Annotated in this window: 20 protein-coding genes; 15 read left to right on the top strand and 5 right to left on the bottom strand. The window is 40.6% G+C overall.

All coding sequences use genetic code 11. The features are described from left to right. Positions 1-32: 32 nt before the first annotated feature. The 3 genes from CLW00_RS14630 to CLW00_RS14620 are packed head-to-tail and all read right to left on the bottom strand — an operon-like array spanning position 33 to position 4,072. Entirely contained in the window at positions 33-1,325 is a 1,293-nt protein-coding gene (locus tag CLW00_RS14630) for an APC family permease (RefSeq protein WP_106134438.1), read from the bottom strand. A 13-nt stretch (positions 1,326-1,338) separates the two neighbouring features. Continuing rightward, entirely contained in the window at positions 1,339-2,397 is a 1,059-nt protein-coding gene (locus CLW00_RS14625; RefSeq protein WP_106134437.1) for an NAD(P)H-dependent glycerol-3-phosphate dehydrogenase, read from the bottom strand. Next, positions 2,372-4,072, bottom strand: a complete 1,701-nt coding sequence (locus tag CLW00_RS14620; RefSeq protein WP_106134436.1) for a 1-acyl-sn-glycerol-3-phosphate acyltransferase — start codon at positions 4,070-4,072, stop codon at positions 2,372-2,374. The genes CLW00_RS14625 and CLW00_RS14620 overlap by 26 nt, the downstream gene beginning before the upstream one ends. A 232-nt stretch (positions 4,073-4,304) precedes the next feature. Between CLW00_RS14620 and CLW00_RS14615 the strand changes: the two genes are divergently transcribed. Continuing rightward, positions 4,305-5,279: a polyprenyl synthetase family protein gene (locus CLW00_RS14615; protein WP_106134435.1), complete on the top strand. Its 975-nt coding sequence runs from the start codon at positions 4,305-4,307 to the stop codon at positions 5,277-5,279. A gap of 20 nt (positions 5,280-5,299) precedes the next feature. Here CLW00_RS14615 and CLW00_RS14610 read toward each other — a convergent pair whose 3' ends face one another. Next, positions 5,300-6,520 carry a peroxiredoxin family protein gene (locus CLW00_RS14610; protein WP_106134434.1) on the bottom strand — a complete coding sequence of 407 codons (1,221 nt, stop codon included), beginning with the start codon at positions 6,518-6,520 and terminating at the stop codon, positions 5,300-5,302. A 470-nt stretch (positions 6,521-6,990) separates the two neighbouring features. Here CLW00_RS14610 and mraZ point away from each other — a divergent pair, with 470 nt between their 5' ends. From mraZ to ftsZ, 13 genes are all read left to right on the top strand, one after another. After that, positions 6,991-7,431, top strand: a complete 441-nt coding sequence (gene mraZ, locus CLW00_RS14605) for a division/cell wall cluster transcriptional repressor MraZ (RefSeq protein ID WP_106134433.1) — start codon at positions 6,991-6,993, stop codon at positions 7,429-7,431. Positions 7,432-7,434: 3 nt separating this feature from the next. Further along, positions 7,435-8,340, top strand: coding sequence for a 16S rRNA (cytosine(1402)-N(4))-methyltransferase RsmH (gene rsmH / locus CLW00_RS14600; protein WP_106134432.1), 906 nt, complete (start codon positions 7,435-7,437; stop codon positions 8,338-8,340). Positions 8,341-8,342: 2 nt separating this feature from the next. Beyond that, positions 8,343-8,723, top strand: a complete 381-nt coding sequence (locus CLW00_RS14595; protein ID WP_106134431.1) for an FtsL-like putative cell division protein — start codon at positions 8,343-8,345, stop codon at positions 8,721-8,723. After that, the gene (locus CLW00_RS14590) at positions 8,720-10,828 is read left to right on the top strand and encodes a penicillin-binding protein (protein ID WP_106134430.1); all 2,109 of its coding nucleotides are present in this window, start codon (positions 8,720-8,722) and stop codon (positions 10,826-10,828) included. The genes CLW00_RS14595 and CLW00_RS14590 overlap by 4 nt, the downstream gene beginning before the upstream one ends. After that, complete coding sequence (locus CLW00_RS14585; RefSeq protein ID WP_106134429.1) at positions 10,829-12,292, top strand: UDP-N-acetylmuramoyl-L-alanyl-D-glutamate--2,6-diaminopimelate ligase; 1,464 nt, start codon at positions 10,829-10,831, stop codon at positions 12,290-12,292. It begins immediately after the preceding gene. A gap of 1 nt (position 12,293) precedes the next feature. Then, the gene (gene mraY / locus CLW00_RS14580) at positions 12,294-13,505 is read left to right on the top strand and encodes a phospho-N-acetylmuramoyl-pentapeptide-transferase (RefSeq protein ID WP_106134428.1); all 1,212 of its coding nucleotides are present in this window, start codon (positions 12,294-12,296) and stop codon (positions 13,503-13,505) included. Then, entirely contained in the window at positions 13,506-14,858 is a 1,353-nt protein-coding gene (murD, locus tag CLW00_RS14575; protein WP_106134427.1) for a UDP-N-acetylmuramoyl-L-alanine--D-glutamate ligase, read from the top strand. Further along, positions 14,858-16,027, top strand: coding sequence for an FtsW/RodA/SpoVE family cell cycle protein (locus CLW00_RS14570; protein WP_425437970.1), 1,170 nt, complete (start codon positions 14,858-14,860; stop codon positions 16,025-16,027). Before murD ends, CLW00_RS14570 begins: the two co-directional genes overlap by 1 nt. A 33-nt stretch (positions 16,028-16,060) precedes the next feature. After that, on the top strand, positions 16,061-17,143 hold the full coding sequence (gene murG / locus CLW00_RS14565; RefSeq protein WP_106134494.1) for an undecaprenyldiphospho-muramoylpentapeptide beta-N-acetylglucosaminyltransferase: 1,083 nt from the start codon (positions 16,061-16,063) through the stop codon (positions 17,141-17,143). After that, positions 17,140-18,534 carry a UDP-N-acetylmuramate--L-alanine ligase gene (gene murC / locus CLW00_RS14560; RefSeq protein ID WP_106134425.1) on the top strand — a complete coding sequence of 465 codons (1,395 nt, stop codon included), beginning with the start codon at positions 17,140-17,142 and terminating at the stop codon, positions 18,532-18,534. The genes murG and murC overlap by 4 nt, the downstream gene beginning before the upstream one ends. Then, positions 18,524-19,279, top strand: a complete 756-nt coding sequence (locus tag CLW00_RS14555; RefSeq protein WP_106134424.1) for a cell division protein FtsQ/DivIB — start codon at positions 18,524-18,526, stop codon at positions 19,277-19,279. Before murC ends, CLW00_RS14555 begins: the two co-directional genes overlap by 11 nt. Before the next feature lie 11 nt (positions 19,280-19,290). Further along, positions 19,291-20,604, top strand: coding sequence for a cell division protein FtsA (gene ftsA, locus CLW00_RS14550; protein ID WP_106134423.1), 1,314 nt, complete (start codon positions 19,291-19,293; stop codon positions 20,602-20,604). Positions 20,605-20,710: 106 nt separating this feature from the next. After that, complete coding sequence (ftsZ, locus tag CLW00_RS14545; protein WP_106134493.1) at positions 20,711-22,357, top strand: cell division protein FtsZ; 1,647 nt, start codon at positions 20,711-20,713, stop codon at positions 22,355-22,357. Positions 22,358-22,360: 3 nt separating this feature from the next. On the opposite strand, the gene CLW00_RS14540 is transcribed toward ftsZ, so the two are convergent. After that, positions 22,361-22,885 carry an NADPH-dependent FMN reductase gene (locus tag CLW00_RS14540; protein ID WP_106134422.1) on the bottom strand — a complete coding sequence of 175 codons (525 nt, stop codon included), beginning with the start codon at positions 22,883-22,885 and terminating at the stop codon, positions 22,361-22,363. A gap of 115 nt (positions 22,886-23,000) precedes the next feature. Here CLW00_RS14540 and CLW00_RS14535 point away from each other — a divergent pair, with 115 nt between their 5' ends. Then, positions 23,001-23,837, top strand: coding sequence for a purine-nucleoside phosphorylase (locus tag CLW00_RS14535; protein WP_106134421.1), 837 nt, complete (start codon positions 23,001-23,003; stop codon positions 23,835-23,837). The last annotated feature ends 1 nt before the right edge of the window (position 23,838 follow it).

Genomic DNA, 23,838 nt, shown 5'->3' with positions numbered 1-23,838 from the left:
ATGAAACCTAATCTAGAAAAATAAAAGGAAGTCTAAGTCCTTTTTTTGATAGTAAGTGCAATTATTTTGTGTAATGCGAAAAGAGCTAGTCCCAATCCGGTCCAAATCAAAGTGTCCCAAATCTCCTCCGCTTGACTCCCGGAAAGTAACCACAGGGTAGCCAATATTCCTACAACTGCAAATTGATTGCCGTAAGGAATTCTGAAATAATCCCGCTTGATTTCTTTTTTCCTGAGCTTCATCAATGAAGCGGCCACCATTCCATACAGTATAAGTCTGGAAATCACCGATACAGCCAGTGAGCTCATAAAGCCCCATACAATGGCCACAAAGGCTACCAATGCTGCAAAAAATGCAATGGAAACAAATGGTGTGGCAAACCTAGGGTGGATTTTAGCAAAAAACTGAGGCAATTGGTCTTCCAGGCTTAACGCAAAAGGTAACCTTGAACCACTTAGAATCTGAACATTCAGAGTACCCATGATGGAAACTACGGCTCCCAGGGTGATGAACATGCCGCCCCACCAACCCATAAATCCTGTGGCAGCATCTGCAAGTGGTTTGTCAGAAGTGGCCAAATCAGGTAATGTACCTATAGAGACTACTTGAATCATGATGTAAAATCCAGCGATAATTGCCGCTGCGGTGATCAATCCAAATGGAAGGTTTTTCTTGGGGTTTACGATTTCACCACTGTTGACCAACCCAGCCTCAAATCCCCCAAAAGCGAAAATCAAAAGAAGGGTGGAGGCGGAAAAATCTTCCCAACTCGGCAATGGACCGGCCTGTACAAGGTCAAAATCAATATAAAATAAACCGACTATGATAAATATTGCCAAGGGGAAAAGTTTGGCGACAGTGAGTATGTTACTGATTTTAGCGGTGTTTTTCACCCCTATCCAATTGACATAAGTAATCAGTCCTGTGATCAATATGATTATGATAACCCTTACTTCTGTCTGGTTAAAAACATCTGAAAAGAATGAAAGATACAACACCAATAGGTTGATCAGTGTGGCATAGCTGAACAACCTTGTCAGCATAAGGAGCCATCCAATGACAAATGCAGGGATTGGGCCAAAGGCTTCCAGCACATATAGGTAAGGGCCACCGGTTTTTTCAAACCTGGAACTGACTTCTGCAAATACCAAAATCAGCACCATCATGACCAAAGTGCAAGCTAAGAAGGCAAGAATGGAGTACACGCCAGAAAGGGCAAACACTTTTGCAGGTAGTGCAAAGATACCAGCTCCAATTACGGAATTGATGATTAGGAATACCAAATCCCAGCGTTGAATGCCTCTTTTTAGTCCTTTGTCTTCCATTCAGTCTTTAGAGTCAAATAAAATCCACATCAACACTGAATGGGTATTTCATAAGGTATTGAAGTGCTTCTTCTATTTTTAAGTCCTCGAATAAAACTTTGTATAAATTCTCAGTAATTGGTGCTCTCATACCAGTGCCTTCCACAAAAGCCTTCATCAGACGAACAGTATTGATTCCTTCTGCGACTTCTTCCATAGTATTTAAGATGTCGGGAAGTTTTTCACCTTTTGCAAGTCTGAAACCGACTGTGTAGTTGCGAGATAGGGTAGAGTTACATGTGGTGACTAAGTCGCCAATCCCTGCCAATCCAATAAAAGATTTGAGACTGCCCCCTAAGGCATTTCCAAGGTAAACCAGCTCGACCATTCCTCTTGAGATTAGTAAACCTTTGGCATTTTCACCTAAGCCTAATCCTGCCAATGCTCCTGAAGCAATGGCGATGATGTTTTTCAACACACCACTCAATTCAACGCCTACGATATCTGAGTTGCCGTACACTTGAAATTTGTCATTTCTGAGTAAGCGCTGTCCTTCCAGAATCACCTCATTGAAGCGACTTGCCACTACAGTGGCAGCGGGCTGTCCTGCAGAAAGTTCTTTTGCCAAGTTCGGGCCCGCAAGACATCCTACTCTGATTACAACAGTTTCTTTGAGTATGACCTCACTCATGGTGAGGATGTTTTTACGACTGATTTTGGCCACTTCTTCTAGAGATTTTCCTTCAGGCAGATTAAGACAAAGCCCCTTTGTGCCATGTATGACCATGTGATATGGATAGAGGAATGGAGAAAAAGCGCGAATCACTTCTTGAAATGCTGCAGAAGGAACCATGAAAAAAATCGTATCGCAGGATTTACAAAGGTATTCAGGGTCTTGGGTTCCAAGGATGTCTTCATGTATCTTGCTGCCATCTACAGTGTGCATGGTGTTGATTTCTTCCACCACTTCTGCCCGCCTGGCATAGGCAATTACTTTATTTTTGGCTGCAAGGATGTTTGCTACAGCTGTGCCAAAGCTGCCCATCCCCACTACTCCAATCGATTTTTTATTTGAAATGCTTTTCGAGCTCATAGCCTACCAGTCTGTTGTGATAAAAATAGAGTAATGACAAATCTTGGGTGACAATATTGCCATCCTGATTTTTCACTAAAGGTCTCTTAGCGTGATACATACCCACATTTGCCAATCCATGATCAATTATTTTATCAATCCCTTCTTTCATATGTGGAGCGATTTGAACTTTTCCTTCAGCTTCCAGCTCGGTGATTTCTTCGAGAAGTTTTTCGCATGTAGCTTTGAATGAGTCATATGAGATCTCAATGTCCTCTTCGGGCAGCCTGAGAAGGCTGTAGAGATCCATTTTTTTATTCTCTTTTTTGATGATTTGAAAAGCGGCAAAAGCCAACAAGTGAGAACTGAAGATTCTGTTGATTTTATGAAATTCTTCTACAATTCTTTTTCCCAAATGGTGGGTGTACTCTTCTTCGCGTTGTACATCTACACTTACTTTTCCATTGGCCTTGAAGTAATCACTTGTATTGATCTTTCTTCCATGCTTGTCAATGCTATGCCCATCTGTATCTACGTAGTTGCCGAGCACATCCATGGCTTTGCCTATAGATACTGAAATATCTGATCCTTTTGTAAAGAACTTAACCAAAAACTTGGAAATCTTATATGATGTGGAAAATTCATCTGACTCTTTGTAGTACCTTTCTTGTCCTGTGATGGATAAGTGTTCTCTGATCAAACTTGGAGCCTCCAGGACAAAATGATAATTGATGGTGACAGGCACGATGAAAATTTTCCCTGCGACATCATCCACACCTTTTTGGAAATTGGCTCTTTGAGCTTCCACAGCTGTGCTCAAAAGGCCAAGCTTGAGTTTTTTCTCAATCATTCCCGATCTGCTTCGTGTTCCACCTGGAAAGAAAAGACTGTGGACTCCAAACTGAATTGCTTCAGATGAATAAGTTTTAAGTGTTTCTAAATAGGGCAAGTTCTTTTTTCTTCTGTCAACCTTGTAGGCGCCAAGGGCATTCATGAAATAAGCAAAAATACCGATGTTGAAAAGGTTGAGACCTGCACCATATATAAAAGGAGGTAATCCCAGTACAGATATAATCCATCCTATCAAAATGCTGTCTAAATTGGAAAAGTGAGTAGGTACCATCACAATGGTTCCTTTGGAAGCCAATTCACGTATCTGATCGGTTTCACCTACTATCTGGATTTTGTCCTGTAAGGTGTATTGGTTGCTGAAGATAGATTTAATGCCCTTAACTCTTGCTGCATTAAGCAATCGGGAAAACCCATATGTGACCATCCTTCTGGTCAGCTTGTAGTGGGAATGGATAAAGTTACTGGCGATCTCCTCAGCGTATCTGGTTGTGATTTCGTCCAGAATCTCTATGTATTTCTTCTTTTTTTGTGTTTTGTTCAAACTGCCATCTTGACTAAGTTGGACCAAGTTGGATTTGACTTTTCTCCAAAAATCCTGTTCGTCGTCGGGATCTACAGCCCAAGGGTTCTGTTTGATACGGAGCTTTTCTCTGTAGAGTGTAGTTTCGAGTTCCTCTTTGAGTAAGTCTATATTGTTATTGGTGATTTGAAGCACAGATTGCTTGCTGGCCTCTGCCACAGTCCTGATAAATTCCTTCCTGCTCTTACTGAGCTTAACCACAGGCCATTCGTCCTTTTGAGGGAGAATAGGGTCATATTTGTGTTTGATGTATGTTTCGCCCAAGGTTCTTAGTTTTTAGCATAAAAGACAAATATAATAAAAAAGGTGAGTGGAAACGTTCCGTAGAGATCACCGAATTGGTTTTTAGCTGCCTCTCAAGTATTTAATCATGTATCTAAAAAGATAAGTAGAAATTACCAAACGTTTTGGTGTAGGACTTGTTTCTTTATGTAATAATTGAAAATGGGTTTTGTCCTAGGATGAATCCATCGTATTATTGTGTCCGAATTGTTTTATGAAACCTGACCTCAAAAAGATACAAGCACCGATAGCCACTGAAATGGCGGAATTTGAAAAGAAATTCCGTGATTTCATGAAGAGTAAAGTCAAGTTGCTTGACCATATCACCAATTATATTGTAAGAAGAAAGGGAAAGCAGATGCGGCCTATGTTTGTCTTTTTGACAGCGGGAGTCAGTGGTACTATCACTGAATCCTCCTACAGAGGTGCAGCATTGATAGAATTACTTCATACCGCCACTTTGGTACATGATGACGTAGTGGACGACGCGAATTACCGCAGAGGTTTTTTCTCAGTCAATGCATTATGGAAAAACAAGATTGCTGTATTAGTAGGGGATTACCTACTTTCAAGGGGGCTCTTGTTAAGCGTGGATAATGGTGATTTTGAGCTGTTGAGAATAGTTTCTCAGGCTGTAAGGGAAATGTCAGAAGGAGAACTTCTCCAAATTGCCAAAGCCAGGAAGCTCGATATCACTGAAGAAGTATATTACAAAATCATACGGCAAAAAACTGCCAGTTTGATTGCCTCTTGCTGTGCCGTAGGTGCGGCTACCTCAGGTGCTGATGATGCCCTGATAGAAAAAATGAGGGATTTTGGTGAAAAAGTAGGCATGGCCTTCCAGATCAAAGATGACCTTTTTGACTATGGAGAGGACGAAATTGGAAAACCTGTGGGGATAGACATCAAAGAAAAAAAGATGACCTTACCGCTGATTTACGCATTGAACAATTCTTCTTGGATGGATAAAAGACGTATTATTTATCTGATCCGAAACAAAAACGAAGACAAAAAATCCGTTAATGAAGTTATAGACTTCGTGAAAGGGTCAGGGGGATTGCAATATGCGACTAAAGTTATGAATCAGTATTTTGATGAAGCATTGCTGATTTTAAATGAGTTTCCTGAGTCTGAATACAGGGATTCGTTGGAAGGTTTGGTCAGATATACTATTGAGAGGAAAAAGTAAAAGGTCCATTTGGACCCTTTTTATATTTCTGAAAGCAATTCTTTTATGAGATTATTGTGCTCTTCTACCCAGTTTTCGAAATAAACCCCAGTGCCAGGTCCATTGAATCCTGTGTGAATGTGTCGCACTTTGCCTTTTTTGTCGATATATATTAATGTAGGGAATGCAATAACCTGATTTAATGCAGGCAAGGCTAGGGAAGCTTTTTCTTTGCTGCTCTCTCCTGCAAGTAGGAAAGTATAGTTAGCTTCAAGCTTTTGTTTTGTTTTTTTGACCCTGTTGCTTGCATAGTCGAAGTCAGCTTTGCTTTCAAAGGCCAAACCTATTATCTCAACTCCTGAATCTTTGTTCTTGTCATACCAAGATCCAAGAAATCTGGTTTCATCCATACAGTTTGGGCACCAGGTTCCAAACAACTGGACCAAAACCACTTTTTCCTGAAATTGCTCATCTGAAAGCGAGACCTCATTACCATCTACATCAGGGAAAGTAAATTCCAGTTTGTCATATCCTTCAGTGAGGTAATTTAGCGAGTAGGCATCTGGAAGTTCAAATGTGCTATTTTTTGATGCCGAAAATGTTTCTTTATAATTGGGGCCACTTCTAAATTCTCCACTCATTGTGCCATCTTCTCCCATTTCCCCCTTAAAAAGGTAAGCATGACTTCCATCAAAAGTACTCATGAAGAATTCTTTGCCACTTACATTGCCTTCTAAATAGCGATAATCTCCTAGTTTTGTCATGAAAGTGCCTGTTATCCGGTCACCCTTTTGTTCAAAAATTCCTATTGCATCGTAATTATCATCATCCTTCTCGAAGGTTGCTTTCCAGCGGCCTGTAAAATCAACTTCTGGTGTTTTGTTGACAGGAAACCTTTGCCCCTGAGAGACCTGAGCAGTAAATGCAACCTCGTAATCATTTAGGTAATTCTTGACAAATATCCCAGTCAATTCCCCGGTGGACTGGATTTTAGCTTTTAGATCGGCATCAAATACACCCATGGAGATGAAAAGGGAATCGTTTTTAACAAGCACTTCATCGAAACTCAAAATCTCTTCCGCATTATATACCTCGGCATACCACTTTTCCCCACTCTTCTTGAGAGCAAGTTCAAACGGTATATTGTCTGGACTTATATCTAGCTTGACAAGGTACTTCTCCGGAAAATTTAATTGTTCAGAAGGATTGTTTTGACACCCAAATAGTACAATTGTCAATAATATCAATAAGCTATTTTTCATAGAATAAGGAAGGATAGGGGGGTATTTCTTCTTGTAAATTTTTAGTCTACAATTATGGTAGGGTTAATTATTTATTCCTAATTAAAGTTCCATGAATGGTGCTTTTAGGTTTTCATTTTTAATAGAATTGACAAAAAAACTCATTTCAATGGTCGATGTTTTGATCATCTTGGGAATTTCTCCCACTTTTTACCATTGAAGCAGATTTTAGGTGAAAACACAAATATAGTTTAGGAATGTTGTCTTTAATTTGGCTTTTTTGAGCCTGTAATAAGTGATTTTTTATCAAAACAAATAATTTTCAACTACCTGATCTTCAAGCGAAATAAATGTGAATTTTTTCATCAAACATTGTATTAATTGAAAGTTTTGGATAGATTTATAAAAAAGTGGAGAAAAGTGGGAGAAAGTGGTGGGATGTGTAGATGCTTTTCTTACTTTTGTATTTATAGCAAACTCAAGATAAGCCCATGGGAATGTTCAACAGCCGGTATGAATGTAAGGTCGACGCCAAAGGTCGTCTGGCTTTGCCTGCCAAGATCAAGGCGGCAATTCCAGAATCCAATGGTGTAGAACTCATTCTACGTCAAGGGGACGATGGCTGTCTTGCGCTATATACCCAGATTGAGTTTAAAAAACTTTTGCATAAGATTTCCTCCCTCTCAGATAGAGATCCAGTACAAAGACTTATCAAGAGAAGTTTTTTTGAAAGTATGACCGAAGTGGAGCTTGACAGCGCGGGGAGACTACTGATACCAAAGACTTTTAGCAGTTGGGCTGGAATTGATAAGGATGCCATATTGATTGGGGTGGGAGGTTTTGTTGAAATATGGAGTCCTGAAAAATACAAAGAGAATATTGTAGCTGATCAGGCAGAATTATCAAAATTATTGGATCAATATCTTTCTTAGGCCATGACAGCTTCTAATTATCATATCCCCGTAATGCTAGGACCTTGCATTGAAGGCTTGGCTATTGACCCAAACGGCACTTATGTTGACCTTACGTTTGGTGGAGGTGGACATTCCGGGGAAATATTGAAATACTTAAAGAATGGACATCTATATGGATTTGACCAGGATGTCGACGCCGAAGCCAATGTGCCAAATGACGAGAGGTTTACTTTCGTCCAGGCCAATTTTAGGGATTTTAAAAAATACCTTAAACTATACGGTGTGAAGCAGGTAGATGGAATTCTTGCAGATCTTGGAATTTCCTCACATCAGATAGATGAGCCCACAAGGGGTTTTTCTACGAGGTTTGACGGTGACTTGGACATGCGTATGAGTAGTGGGATGGATATGACTGCCAAAGATCTACTCAATAATTACGATGAAGCTCAGCTTCACAAGATTTTTGGAATCTATGGCGAAGTCAAAAATGCGAAAACTTTGGCTCAGGCAATTGTCTCAGAAAGAGCTTCAAAGCCTTTCTCTACCACGGGAGATTTCAAGGACTTTCTGAAAAAATTTGCGCCGAGAGGAAAGGATTTCAAATACTATGCGCAAGTGTTTCAGGCTTTGAGAATTGAGGTCAACGATGAGATGAAAGCACTGGAAGAGATGCTTCTTCAGACTGTAGAGGTACTAAAGCCAGGGGGAAGACTTGTAGTCATGAGCTACCATTCTTTGGAAGATAGGCTGGTCAAAAATTTTATCAACAAAGGGAAGTTTCATGGTGAGGTTGAAAAAGACTTCTACGGAAATCTTCAAAGACCACTTGAGCCTGTGACCAGAAAAGCGGTCATAGCTGATAAGGAAGAGATTGAAGTAAATAATAGAGCACGTAGTGCCAAACTTAGAATAGCTAAAAAACTGTAAGGATGCGCCAAAATACTTTCAAGAAAAAAATCAAGAAAGGAAATTCCCCTAAAAGGGGAGGCAAAAACCTCTTTACCCTCATTGAAGAAAAACTCAATATGACGGGTCTATTTGGCGAAGGAGTTCCTGTACAGTTTGTACCTCCATTTTTATATGTTGCAATGCTTGCGCTTATATATATATGGAGTAATCACAGTGCAGAAAACATGGTCAGAAAGATAGAAGTACTGCAAAGAGAAGTAGAAGATATCAGGGCAGATGTTACTACACTGGAGGCTGAGTATATGCTCAGCAGTAAGCAATCTGAAGTAGCCAAGAAGATTGCACCATTTGGAATAGTAGAAATAAATGAACCCCCAGTAAAAGTCAGACAGAAGAAGTGAATATCAAACGTTCCATAGTGCTAAGAGTTAGGGTTGCTTTTTTGATAGTAGCCTTAGTTGCTGGGACAATCCTGTTTAGGATTGTCCGTTTGCAGTTTGTGGAGGGTGAAAAATGGGCAGCCAAAGCGGAATCAACTAATTTCAGTTATAGACAAGTAAATGCTACCCGAGGAAATATTTACGCTGCCGATGGAAGTTTACTCGCTACTTCATTGCCATTTTATAGGGTTGTGTTGGATCCATCTGTAGCCAAGGATCCGGTTTTCAATGCAGGCATTGATTCTTTAAGCCGATTGCTTTCTTCCTTCTATAAAGACCGATCTGCAGCTTCATACAAAAAGATGATTTCTGATGCCAAGGTGAATGGTAAGCGCTACCTAATTCTCAACAGACGTCAGATTGGTTATCAAGATATGCAGACAATGAGCACTTGGCCTATTTTCAGGAAAGGTAGAATGGGCGGAGGAGTAATTTTTGAAAAGGTTGAAAAGCGCTATAGGCCATTCAATAGTCTTGCTAGTAGAACTGTTGGCTTTCTCAATGATGATAATTATGGAGCAGGGATAGAGTATAGCTACAATGAATACCTAGAGGGTAAAAGTGGTCAGGCTATGTTTCAGAGAATTGCAGGTGGATACTGGAAGCCTGTTTTTGATGCTGAAGACGTCAAACCTGAGGATGGTTTTGATGTATTGACCACTTTGGATATCAATATTCAAGACGTAGCGGAATCAGCCTTGCTAAAGCAATTGGTAGAAAAAGACGCTCAGTTTGGAACTGTCATTGTGATGGAAGTTGCCACAGGTCATATCAAAGCATTGGGTAACCTGCAGAAAAATAAAAATGGGAGAGGCTATAGCGAAAGCTATAATTATGCTATTGGTGATCAGGGACTGACTGAACCGGGATCTACCTTTAAATTGATGTCTATGCTTGCCCTTTTGGAAGAAGGTAAAGTAAGTCTCAATGACATGGTGGAAACTGGGAATGGTGTGTTCCAGATTTATGACCGGAAAATGACGGATGCCAAGACAGGTGGATATGGCAGGATTAGCGTAAGGGAAGTTTTTGAAAAATCATCTAACATCGGTATTTCTAAATTGGTGGATCAGCATTTTGGGCACAATCCGAGCAAATTTGTCGGTTATATTGAAAAAGCGGGTATTGATAAACCAATTGATTTCCAATTGAAAGGTGAAGGAGCTCCTTACTTCAAGAAGCCGGGTGACAAATACTGGTACGGTACGACTTTGCCTTGGATGTCCATTGGGTATGAAACAAAACTCACTCCTTTGCACACGCTGATGCTCTATAACGCAGTAGCCAATAATGGGAAAATGGTGAAGCCGATGATTGTACAAGCCATAGCGAGAGGCAATCAGGTAGACAAGCAATTCCAGACTGAAGTGTTGCGAAAAAGTATTGCTTCAGAAAAGACCATCAAGCAATTGCAGGATCTCTTGGAGGGCGTAGTGAAAAATGGAACGGCCAAGAATGTGTATAACGAGCAGTATAGAATAGCGGGAAAAACCGGAACAGCTCAAAAGCTTGAAGATGGCAGGTACACCAAAAAGTACTACACATCTTTTGTTGGATACTTTCCTGCGGATAATCCAAAATACTCTGCCATTGTGGTAATAGATAGTCCAAAAGGATTCAACGCCTTTGGCGGGGATATCTCTGCGCCGGTTTTTAAAGAAATCGCAGATAAAATACATGCCCAGGATTTACATATCAACAAGACCTTTACAGCTGATAATTATTTGGCTCAAAAAGGATTTGAATTTCCATTGATTCAGGCTGGAAAATTTGATGAGTTGCAGTTGATCTGCAATAGGTTCGGGATTTCAAATCATGGGAATGGGGTCAATGACGGTTATGTAAAATCTAAGGTTATGGATAAATCCATTCAATGGCAGGCCAATCAGGTCGAATCTCCCGTGGTGCCTGATGTAAGTGGGCTTCCTTTGAGGGATGCACTATATGTATTGGAGAACAAAGGGTTGAGGGTGATCTATCAAGGAAAAGGAAGGGTCAAAAACCAGTCAATTTCTCCTGGATCCCCTGTGCAACAAAATCATGTCATCAATTTGATTTTAGGATAAATGAAAGTGTTAAAAGACATATTGTATAAAGTATCGCTGGTTTCCACTGTAGGTGACATGGAAAGGGAAGTTAGTGAACTTGTCTTTGATAGCCGGAAGGTTACACTTCACACTGCCTTTGTAGCTGTAAAAGGTACTCAGGTAGATGGACATCAATTTATTCAAACAGCTATAGAAAAAGGAGCTACTACGATTGTCTGTGAACAGCTCCCCGATAACATTCTAGAGCATATTACCTATGTGCAGGTTCTTGATTCCTCAGTGGCTTTGGGGATTATGGCTGCCAATTATTTCGAAAATCCATCTGAAAGGCTGAAGCTAGTGGCGGTAACTGGTACCAATGGTAAGACAAGTACCGTCACGCTTCTGTTTCAGTTGTTTGTGGAAATGGGGTATCAGGTTGGCTTGCTTTCTACTGTAGAAAACAAGATCAATGAAGAGGTTATTCCATCCACGCATACTACTCCCGACGCTATTTCCATTCAATCTCTTTTGAGGAAAATGGTGGAAAAGGGCTGTACCCATTGCTTTATGGAAGCGTCTTCACATGCCATTGTCCAAGGTAGGACGATTGGTCTTACAATCACAGGCGCAGTCTTTACCAATATTTCGCATGATCACCTTGATTATCACGGCAGCTTTGATGAATACATCAAAGCCAAGAAAAGGCTATTTGACATTTTGCCAAAATCTGCATTTGCCTTAGTCAATGCAGATGACAAAAGAGGAATGGTCATGCTACAGAATTGTAAGGCTGCTCATCAGACGTTTGGCTTAAGATATCCAGCAGATTTCAAGGCCAAGGTACTTTCCAATACCATAGAAGGATTAGAGTTGGATGTTAACAACCGACAAATCTGGTTCAGGATGATAGGTGAATTCAATGCCTACAACCTGATGGCAGTTTTTGGAACAGCGGTCTTGCTGGGAGAAGAGGAGGAGGAAGTGTTGATGCAGCTTTCCAAAGTTAAGGGGGCGCAAGGTCGTTTTGACAAGATTTCCATAGCGGGTGTGACGGCTATTGTAGACTATGCCCATACACCTGATGCCCTAGAAAATGTCCTGAAAACCATAGATGGCGTGAGGACAGGTGGAGAACAAGTCATCACTTTGATTGGCTGTGGAGGGAATAGAGACAAGACCAAAAGGCCTATCATGGCAAAGATCGCAACCCAATTCAGTGACAAGGTAATCTTGACTTCTGACAATCCAAGGGATGAAGAACCAATGGCCATATTAAGAGAAATGGAAGCAGGGGTAAATCCTGTGGATTTCAAAAAAACAATGATCATAGAAGACAGAAGAGAGGCCATCAAGACAGCCGGTATTATGGCCAAAAAAGGTGACATTATTTTGGTGGCGGGAAAAGGTCATGAAACTTATCAAGAAATCAAAGGGGTCAAGTACCCATTTGATGATAGAGAAATTGTAAGAGAATTGCTTAATCTTTTGAATAAAGAATAATATGTTATATCCGATTTTTGATTATTTGGACAGCGTAATGGATATACCTGGAACAGGTGTATTTCGCTTTATCTCCTTTAGGGCAGGTATGGCGGCGCTATTGTCCTTGATCATCACGGTTACTTTTGGAAAAAACATCATCGACTGGATCCGTTCTATGCAGATTGGGGAAACAGTTCGGGATTTGGGTTTGGCCGGTCAGCAAGAGAAAAAGGGTACACCTACAATGGGGGGACTGATGCTCATGGCTGGTATCATTATACCTACTTTGCTTTTTGCCAATGTCAACAATATTTACATCATCCTTTTGCTGATCACTACTGTGTGGTTGGGTACTATAGGATTTGTGGATGATTATATCAAAGTATTCAGAAAAAATAAAGAGGGTCTTGCCGGTAGGTTTAAAATCGTCGGTCAAATTACAATTGGAATAATTGTAGGGGCTACCTTATACTTTCATGAAGGAGTAGTGGTGCGGGAGTTTACCAACCCTGTTTCCATAGAAGAAGGGGTTGTGGAAACCCCCGCGTTCAGGGATGTTAAAGTAGCCAAAACTACCATTCCTTTCATGAAAAACAATGAATTGAATTACGAGACATTCCTTGGTTTTTTAGGGGAAAGTGCCACACCTGTGTTGTACATTCTTCTGGTGACCTTTATCATCACAGCTGTTTCAAATGGGGCAAACATTACTGATGGTATAGATGGCTTGGCAGCAGGAACATCAGCGATAATAGGACTCACTATTGCCATTTTTGCCTACATATCAGGAAACGCTATTTTCTCCCAATACCTGAACGTCTTTTTCATACCTAACTCAGGAGAATTGGTGATTTTCTGTGCCGCTTTCGTCGGGGCTTGTGTAGGTTTTCTTTGGTATAATGCATATCCAGCACAAGTTTTTATGGGTGATACCGGGAGTTTGATGTTGGGCGGAGTGATAGCAGTGCTCTCTTTGACTTTGAGAAAGGAATTGTTGATACCTGTTTTATGCGGTGTATTCTTAATCGAAAACGTGTCGGTCATCATGCAGGTAGGGTACTTCAAGTATACCAAAAGAAAATACGGTGAAGGCAGGAGGATCTTTCTGATGTCTCCATTGCATCATCATTATCAGAAAAAGAATATTCATGAATCCAAGATCGTCGTGAGGTTTTGGATTGTAGGGATACTACTGGCAATCATCACCTTGGCAACTTTGAAATTGAGATAGATGAAAAATAGGATAGTCATATTGGGCGCAGGCGAAAGTGGAGTGGGGGCAGCATTGCTCGCACATCAGAAGGGCTATGCGGTCTGGGTATCCGACAAGGGGCAAATCAGTATTGAAAGAAAAAAGCTCTTCCTAGAAAAGGGGATTGGATTTGAAGAAGGAAGGCATACTGAGGATGAGGTTTTGAATACTTTGGAGATTGTCAAAAGTCCCGGGATTCCATTAACTGCTCCCATTGTGCAGAAGGCATTGGAAAAAGGAATTCAGGTAATAGATGAGTTGGAGTTTGCAGGAAGGTATTCGAAGGGTCAAGTCATCGGTATTACCGGTACCAACGGCAAGACTACTACCACACTTTTGACATACCATTTGCTTCTGAAAGGAGGGATTAATGTGGGACTTGCTGGAAATGTTGGACAAAGTTGGGCCGCTCAGTTGGTCGATGGAGACAAAGATTGGTGGGTGATCGAAATGAGTAGTTTTCAGATCGATGGATTCAAGACAATTAAACCTCATATAGGAATATTGACAAATATTACACCTGACCATTTAGACAGGTATGAGTATAAAATTGAAAATTATATCGCTTCTAAGCTTTCTCTTTTTAAAAGGATGACAAGTGAAGATGCGGCAATATTTTATCAAGATGATAAGCTGACCAATCAAGGTTTTGAAAGTGTATGTCTTGAAGCGACACCATATCCAGTGTCAATGGAATCTTCTCAAAGGAGAGGAGGATATTATGATGGTAACAGCATGGATTTGAGATCCCCTGGTAGAAAGCTGGATATTGATATTGAGGATATTGTTCTGAAAGGTAAGCACAATGCGTTGAATGCAATGATGGCCTCTTTGGCTGCAATGCTTGTAGGGGTCCCTGATCTTCAGATTCTCCAAGGTTTGGCTGATTTTAAAAACGCTGCTCATAGGATGGAAGAAGTTGCAGAGATATCAGGGATAAAATTTATCAATGACAGCAAAGGGACCAATGTGGATGCCAGCAAATTTGCACTTGACAGTTTTGTCCAACCACTGATATGGATAGCAGGAGGGGTTGACAAAGGAAATGATTACGCTCAAATAGAGCCAATGATTAAGGGTAAGATTAAAGCGCTTATATGCTTAGGCAAGGACAATGAAAAGTTGAAAAAAGCTTTTGAAGGGAAAATCGAGGAAATCAGAGAAACCCAATCCATTGTAGAGGCAGTGAATTGGGGATTGAAATTGGGTAAGACTGGAGATGTGGTATTGTTATCTCCAGCTTGTGCGAGTTTTGATTTGTTTCAAAACTATGAAGATAGAGGCAGGCAGTTTGTAAAAGCTGTAGAAGAACTTAAAACGGTAGCGGAATGATTACAGCACTGAAATCATGGATCGATAGAAACCTTAAGGGAGACCCTATTATATGGGGTATCGTGATATTGCTGTCTATCATCAGCATACTGGTGGTGTATTCTGCCACAGGCTCTCTTGCATATAAGTTTAAAGGAGGCAATACAGAGAAGTACCTATTGGACCACTCTATGATGGTTTTTGCCGGTTTGTTTGTCATGTGGGCTGCTCACAAGGTGCCTTACAAGTGGTATGGCTTGATTGGAAGGTTATTGCTTCTGCTTTCAATACCATTATTGATTTTCACCTATTTCTTTGGTACAAATATCAATGAGGCCAATAGGTGGATTACTATACCAATTATCAATAAGGCTATTCAACCTTCAGACATTGCAAAACTGGCATTGATAGCCACATTGGCGAGTTTGTTGTCCAAGCGGCAGAAAAATATAGAAGAGCTTAAAAAGTCCTTCCTTCCAATTATTCTGGTCATTGGGTTTATATGTATGTTGATAGGATTGGCGAATATGTCCACAGCTTTATTGCTTTTAGTGACCTGTTTCATCCTGATGTTTATCGGTAGGGTACCGGCTAAATATTTGGTTATGTGTGCACTATTTGGGGCTCTCTTTATTTCTGCTTCAGCAATGGTTGGTCAGCGTGGAAATACCTTCTTTTCGAGGATTGAGAGCTTTTTTGATAAAGATTCGACCCAATATCAGGTAGAGCAATCCTATATCGCGATTTCTACCGGTGGGATTACAGGCAAAGGTCCAGGCAATTCAGAACAAAGAAACTCATTGCCACACCCATATTCAGATTTCATTTTCGCCATTATTATTGAAGAATATGGGCTGATCGGAGGAGGCACAGTGCTATTTCTTTATTTGGCATTGCTTTACAGGGGAATGAGAATAGTAGCCTCATCGACCAAGCCTTTTGGAGGATTGCTTTCTGCAGGATTGAGCTTTGCACTGGTGCTTCAGGCAATGGTCAATATGGGAGTAGCGGTAGGTATTGGGCCTGTGACAGGTTTGCCCTTACCTCTTTTGAGTATGGGGGGGACATCCCTGGTTTTCACAGGATTTTCTCTCGGTATCATACTTAGTGTCAGCAGGGGTGACCATGTAGATTCAATTGAAGCAAATAGTGAAGGGAATAGACCAAGAAAAGTATTTCAGACAGCATAAGAAGTGAAAAACGGAAACAGAACATATAGAATCATGATCAGCGGAGGAGGTACAGGAGGGCATATCTATCCTGCAATTGCTATAGCAAATGCATGGAAAGAAAAGCACCCTGGAGCGGAGATTCTATTTGTAGGTGCGGAAGGAAAAATGGAAATGCAAAAAGTACCTGAAGCTGGATATAAAATTGAGGGGCTTACAGTTGCTGGATTGCAGAGAAGTTTGAGTCTTTCTAACCTTAGTTTCCCCTTCAAACTCCTGAAAAGTATTTCTAAATCAAGGAGGCTTATTAAGGAATTTCAGCCAGAGGCAGTAGTAGGTGTTGGAGGCTATGCCAGCGGGCCACTTTTATACGTGGCGCAAGGACAGGGTATTCCTACATTATTGCAAGAACAAAATTCGTATGCCGGATTGACCAATAAGCTTTTGGCTAAAAAAGCCAATGCAATTTGTGTTGCCTACCCGGGAATGGAAAAGTTTTTTCCCAAAAACAAAATTCGACATACGGGCAATCCTGTCAGGAAGGACATCCTAGACCTTACGGGTAAGAAGGAATTGGCGCTAAACCATTTTGGATTAGACAAAGACAGGAAAGTATTATTGGTGCTGGGAGGAAGTTTAGGTGCCCGGACCATCAATCAGGCAATATTGGCAGATATGGAGGCTTTGGAAAAGTCGGGTTATCAGGTGCTTTGGCAATGTGGGAAATTTTATTTCCAAGAAATGATGGAAACCGTCAATCAATCCAACCTGAAGCATATACATGTAAGAGAATTTATCAAAGAGATGGATTTAGCCTATGCCGTAGCTGATGTGGTTGTGTCACGTTCTGGAGCACTTTCGGTATCTGAATTGAGTCTTGTAGCTAAGCCGGTGGTATTTATCCCTTCGCCAAATGTGGCAGAAGATCATCAGACTAAAAATGCCATGGCATTTGTAAGTGAAAATGCAGCCATTCTTCTCAAAGACAGTGAAGCTGTAGGAAAAGTAAAGGAAACCTTGGATTTACTTTTTGAAGAAGAAGGAAAGGCAGAAGATTTAGGTAGAAATATAAAAAAACTGTCCAAGGCCAACGCGGCTAAGGAAATAGTACAGGCATTGGAAGAAATTATAGCATGAATTTGAAGGAACTACATAGCGTCCACTTCATTGGTATAGGAGGAATTGGCATGAGTGCTCTGGCAAGGTGGTTTAACCATGTCGGAGTACCAGTGTCTGGCTATGATCGCACACATTCTGCGCTGACAGCATTGTTGGAAGCTGAAGGAATGGAGATATCCTTTGAAGATTCTGAAGAGAGTATTCCGGACAGGGTAAAAGATTTTACAAGTAACACACTAATAGTATGGACTCCTGCTGTTCCAAAAGATGCCGTTCAGTTGAGGTTTTTTCAACAGAATGGCTATACCCTGCAAAAACGGGCTGCAGTCCTTGGTATGATTACTAAAGAGATGCCTACAATAGCTGTGGCGGGTACTCACGGAAAAACTACAGCCTCAAGTATGATTGCTCATCTTTTAAAGCATTCTGGAAAAAATGTGGCTGCATTTCTTGGTGGGGTTACCCAAAACTATCAGAGTAACCTCATTCTTCATGATGAAGCAAAAGATGTAGCTACGGTTGTGGTAGAAGCTGACGAATTTGACAGGTCTTTCCTGCAATTATTCCCAAATGTAGCGGTAGTCACGAGTGTAGATCCTGACCATTTGGATATATATGGTGATGATGTGCACATGGTAGAAGGCTTCAGAGAATTTGTCAACCTGACATCCGACAAGGGAAAGCTTTACATACAAGCCAACGCTCTTCATAAAATAGGAGAAACAAAAAAATCTCTTAAAGTCATTCCTTATGGGGTAAATGGAGGGAAAGTCAAAGCTGCCAATGTAAGGCCAAGAGCTGCCTCATTCTTTTTTGATTACGAAGATGAAAAGCAAGTAATCAAAGATTTACAGTTAATGGTGCCTGGCTTCCACAATGTTGAAAATATTCTGCCCGCCATTTCCATTGCACTTGATATGGGAATTACACCCAAAGCAATCAAAGAAGCTGTAGAAAGCTACAAAGGAGTAAAAAGAAGATTTGAAATATGGATTCAGGAAGAGGGCAGAGTTTATATAGATGATTATGCACATCATCCGGAGGAAATCAGGGCTTTCTTAAGTTCAGTACGGGCAATGTATCCTCAAAGTAGGGTGACAGCAATCTTTCAACCCCACCTCTTCACCAGGACACGAGATTTTGCAAAGGGATTTTCTGAAAGTCTTTCTCTGGCGGATGAAGTGATCTTATTGGATATCTATCCTGCAAGAGAGCTGCCTATAGAAGGAGTGACTGCGGGTATGTTGCTGGAAGATATTGCCATTGATAAGAAAAGTCTACAGACAAAAGAAGGATTGCTTGAATATTTGAACTCAAACCAACCGGAAGTTTTGGTCACGATTGGAGCGGGCGATATAGACAGATTGGTAGAACCTATTGCAAACTGGATGAGAAGCTATGAAAACTAGACTGAAAAAAATCTTAGGTGTAAGTTTCCTACTACTGGTACTGGCGGTATTTATCGGTTTTGTGGAGAAAAAACACGCAGAGCGTAAGTTTGCTGAGTTAGAGATAAGCATCAAAAGCGTAGCGGATGTGTATTTCGTAGAAGAAAAAGAGATTGTTGAAAACTTAGAAGCTGAATTTCCTTTGCTGAAATCGGGAGTTTCTTTTTCAGAGATCAATCTCAATCAGCTGGAGAGAAAAGTGGAAGCACATCCATTTGTGAAGAATGCTGAGGTTTTCTCAGATCAGAAAGGAAATATCAGAATTGAAATAGAGCAGCACATTCCAATGGCGAGGATAGTAAGACCAAGGGCTGCTGATGGATATATCTCTACAGAAGGTTTGATCTTGCCTACCTCTCCGAGGTATACTACACGTGTATTGGTGCTTCATGGGGCTTATGCTGAGTCTTTACTTGAGGAAAAAGAGTTGACTGAGTCTCATGAAGAGTTGTTGGAGCTTCTCAAATTTATCCATGAGGATGAATTCTGGAATGCTCAGTTGACAGAATTGGAAATAGAAAAAGAATCGGATATAAAAATGCATCAGCAGGTTGGAAAACAGGTTTTTGAGTTTGGGGATGCAACGGAAATAGAAGAGAAATTTAGTAAAATCAACTTGTTCTATGAAGAAATCCTCCCTTCTAAAGGGTGGAATGCATACAGCAGGGTGAATGTAAAATATAAAGGTCAGATTGTTTGTGAATAATTGATGATGCTATGGAAAACGATAAATTTATTGTAGGACTGGATATAGGAACTACCAAAATCTGTGCGATTGTTGGACGCAAAAATGAGTTTAACAAGCTCGAGGTTTTAGGCGTAGGTAAAGCTGTTTCGGATGGAGTCATTCGCGGGATAGTGACCAATATTGACAAGACCGTCAATGCTATTCAAAAGGCAGTGGGTGATGCTTCGGATATGGCAGAAGTCGACATTGCCAACGTGATAGTGGGGATTGCTGGTCAACATATCAGAAGTTCAGTTCATCATGGCGGTATTATGTGTAATCCTCAGCAAGGAGAGATTACCATTGAAGACGTCAGAAGGCTTTCCAATGACATGGAAAACATTGTCGTCCCTCCAGGAAATACAATAATTCATGTCATGCCACAAGATTATACTGTGGATTATGAAGACGGAATCAAAGATCCTGTCGGAATGTCCGGTTGTAAATTGGAGGCTGATTTTCACATCATCACAGCACAATCCACAGCCATTAGCAACATCAACCGCTGTATCAAACGCGGTGACCTTATTTCCAAAGACCTTATTCTTGAACCTTTGGCAAGCTCCCTTTCTGTACTTAGTGAGGAAGACAAAGAGGCGGGAGTTTGCTTGGTAGATATCGGTGGAGGTACTACTGACATAGCTATTTTCCATGACAACATCATCAGGCATACTGCAGTGATCCCGCTTGGGGGCAATATCATTACTACTGATATCAAGGAAGGTTGTATGGTATTATACCATCAGGCAGAACTTCTAAAAACCAAATTTGGGAGGGCTATTTCTGAAGAAGCCAATCCAAACGAAATCGTATCAATTCCCGGCTTAAGAAATAGACCACCTAAGGAAATTTCTATTAAAAATCTGGCTTCTATCATTCAAGCTAGAATGGAAGAAATTATTGAGCATGTTCAAAATGAACTGGTAGCAAGCGGACATTACAAAAAACTTGCAGGCGGGATAGTGTTGACAGGAGGAGGGGCATTGCTCTCAGGTGTAGCCCAGCTTTTCGAATACATGACTGGACTTGATACCAGAATTGGCTATCCAAATGAACATCTTGGCAAGTGTAAAGTGGATGAAATCAAAAGCCCCATGTTTGCCACATCAGTAGGATTGGTATTGGCAGGGTTCAAATCTTTGGACGAAAGAGAGGACACTTACAAACAGCGATATGAAAGGGAAGGCGCTAAACCTCAGGTCAAGGTCCAAAGAGGTGATTTCAGTACCAGAATTTTCTCAAACATCAAAAACAGACTAAAAGATATCATCTCAGATGATATTCATGAAGATAATAATTACTAGGGCTTATCATATTGGGGGAGATGAAAAGTGCTGCTTTTCATTTCCCTAAAAATTTAAAACTCGAAAAATCATTATTCACCAACAAATAAAATAAATGTCAGATAACATGAAAGATTACAAGTTTGATCTTCCAAAAAACCAAAAATCCATCATAAAGGTGATTGGAGTAGGAGGTGGCGGTTCTAATGCCGTGAACCATATGTACAACCAAGGAATAAAGGATGTGGAGTTCGTAGTAGTCAATACGGATGCCCAAGCTTTGAAAAGCAGTCCTGTGCCATTAAGGCTACAATTGGGTGCTAATCTTACAGAGGGGCTTGGAGCCGGTGCAAATCCTGAAAAAGGAAAAAACGCCGCTTTGGAAAGCAAGGAAGATATTAGAGAGTTGCTGTCAGATAATACCAAAATGGTGTTTATCACGGCTGGTATGGGTGGAGGCACAGGAACAGGAGCCGCTCCCGTAATTGCTAAGATTGCCAAGGATATGGACATCCTTACAGTAGGTATTGTAACCGCCCCATTCGTGTTTGAGGGTAGGAAAAAAATGCAATCCGCTCAATCAGGAATTGAATCACTTAGAGAAAACTGTGATACAGTCTTGGTGATCCTCAATGACAAGCTCAGAGAAATATATGGTAACCTTGCGATACGTTCTGCCTTTGCAAAAGCAGATAATGTATTGAGCACTGCTGCCAAATCTATAGCAGAAATCATCACTGTACATCAAGATGTCAATGTGGATTTTGAAGATGTCAAAACTGTAATGAAGGATGCAGGTGCTGCAGTAATGGGCTCTGCAACTGAAGAAGGCGAAGGTCGTGCCATTAGAGCCGCTGAAAAAGCGATTGCTTCTCCATTACTTAACAATGTTGATATCAAGGGTGCTCAAAAGATTCTTTTGTCCATCATGTCAGGAGAAGACGACGAGCTTTCTATGGACGAGTTGAGCGAAATCACTGAATATATCCAAGAAAGAGCAGGTGAAGATGCAGAAGTGATCTTTGGTCAGGGTATTGATCAGGATCTTAACAAGGGGATCAGGGTGACAGTCATTGCTACTGGCTTTGAAATGGATAAACTGACAGCTTCATCTAAGTCGAAAAAAGAAACAGCCAAAGTAGAGGTTGTGGAAGAAACGGAAGATGAGGAAAAAGCTATAAAAGTAATAGACCTTGAGTCAGGTAAGACATCTAAAGTGGATGAAGTAGTTACTTCAGGCCAGTCATACACCTTTACTTTCCAGAGACCAATTCCAGCTGCAAATGACTCTTCACAAAAATCCGAACCAGTGAAAGCTGTCGAAAAAGAGCAAAAGCCGGAAGTTAAGCCAGTGGAAGTCGAAGAGGTAGATGAGGAACATGATTTCGAAATAGTATCTGCCGATGATTCAAAAGCGGATAAAAAGGTTGTCTACACTTTGGAAGAGGAAGAGGAAAAAGCGCCTGAATTGCCTAAAGCAGACTCAAATTCAGAAGCAAAGCCTGTTTATGGTAATGACTACTATGAACAAATCAGGCAAAAAGCAATTCAGAAGGCCTATGAAAGATTCGAAAAGTTGAAAAACATGAGGACAAATCACAGTCAGAATCCTGAGGATTTCAAAGAGAAATTGGAGACGCCGGCTTTTGTAAGAAAGCAAGTAAAACTTTCAGATGTCCAGCACAGTTCTGAAAGAAGCCTTTCTAGATTTAATCTGACTGACGAAAATGAATTCTTGAAGAATAATAAGTTTCTACATGATAATGTTGATTGACTTTTAAAAGTCAATCAACATTTCAGCCTGGGATTGAAGCAATTCCATGTACAGCCTGTTGGTGAGCAGGTTATCTGACATGTTGTCCTCTATTTTAGCCAATTTTGGCTTGAGGGCAAGTACATGCATTCCCAGGTAATGGAAGATGTCGGTGAGGTGGCTCAATGCGATGCCACCCCCGCCTATTCCTGATGAAAGTCCTACCAATGCACATTTTTTATTCCTAAAGGCATTGGGATAGGTCATACCATCAATAAAAGATTTTAAGATTCCCGGAAATGAACCATTGTATTCGGGAACAATGAACACAAATTTGCTTCCTTCTTTTACCTTTTGGTGAAAGCCGTTGAACAGATCGTTTTTTCCATTGTTTTCATACAAAGCAGAAAATACAAAATCATCAGGTAAATCCTGTAAATTCAATATTTCAGCATCAATATTCAGCTTTTTGAGGTTAATCTGATAGATTAATGCCAATTTGTGGGAAAGTGAGTTTTTACGGTTGGTGCCTACTATTATCTTTATCATCGAAATGAAATTCTTGTTTATTGCAGCTACACTACAATCAGGTAAGCCTTTTAGTTTCGTAAGTAAAAAAAATATTTAGCAGACTTTATAAACCCTTGGAGAAAAATCAAATTTTATGAGACAAGAACCTACAATATGTTATTCAGAACAAATATCACATGCCGTCAATGATATAGTAGAAAAGTTTCCAAAGCGTGTAGATGTTGGGATAATCCTTGGAACTGGTTTGGGACAATTGATACAGCATATCACAATAGAAAAAGAAATTCCTTATGAGGAAATACCCTACTTCCCTGTTTCCACTGTTGAAAGCCACAAGGGAAAGCTGATTTTTGGAAAACTTGAAGGGAAATCAGTTGTTGCCATGCAGGGAAGGTTCCATTATTATGAGGGCTATTCTATGAAAGAAGTAACTTTTCCAGTCAGGGTAATGTATAAACTTGGCATTCAACACCTTTTTGTATCAAATGCTGCAGGTGGTCTCAACCCTGATTATCAAATCGGCGGTTTGATGGTCATCAATGACCACATTGATTTGTTTCCGGAAAACCCATTGAGAGGCTCGAATTTGGATGATTTTGGAGTAAGATTCCCTGATATGTCTGAGCCATATGCGCTTGGGTTAGTAGAAAAGGCTATGCAGATAGCTAAAAATAACTCTTTAGAAATACATCAAGGGGTATATGCAGCAGTACAAGGCCCCAATCTTGAAACCAAAGCTGAGTATAAATACCTGAGAACGATAGGCGCAGACGCTATAGGTATGAGCACCATTCCAGAAGTCATAGTGGCAAGACATATGGATTTGCCTGTATTCGCTATTTCGGCGATCACTGATCTTTGTTCTCCAGGGAACATCAAGAAGGTAAAAATAGAAGAAGTACTTGCCGCTGCTGCAAAGGCTGAACCTGGAATGGGGATCATTATTAAAGAGTTGATTAAAACACTTTAAA

It is taken from the genome of Mongoliibacter ruber (genome assembly GCF_003003005.1).
In the GTDB taxonomy this organism is placed as follows: domain Bacteria; phylum Bacteroidota; class Bacteroidia; order Cytophagales; family Cyclobacteriaceae; genus Mongoliibacter; species Mongoliibacter ruber.
The sequence above is the reverse complement of the archived record's forward strand: the minus strand, read 5'-3'. Positions and strand labels throughout refer to the sequence as shown.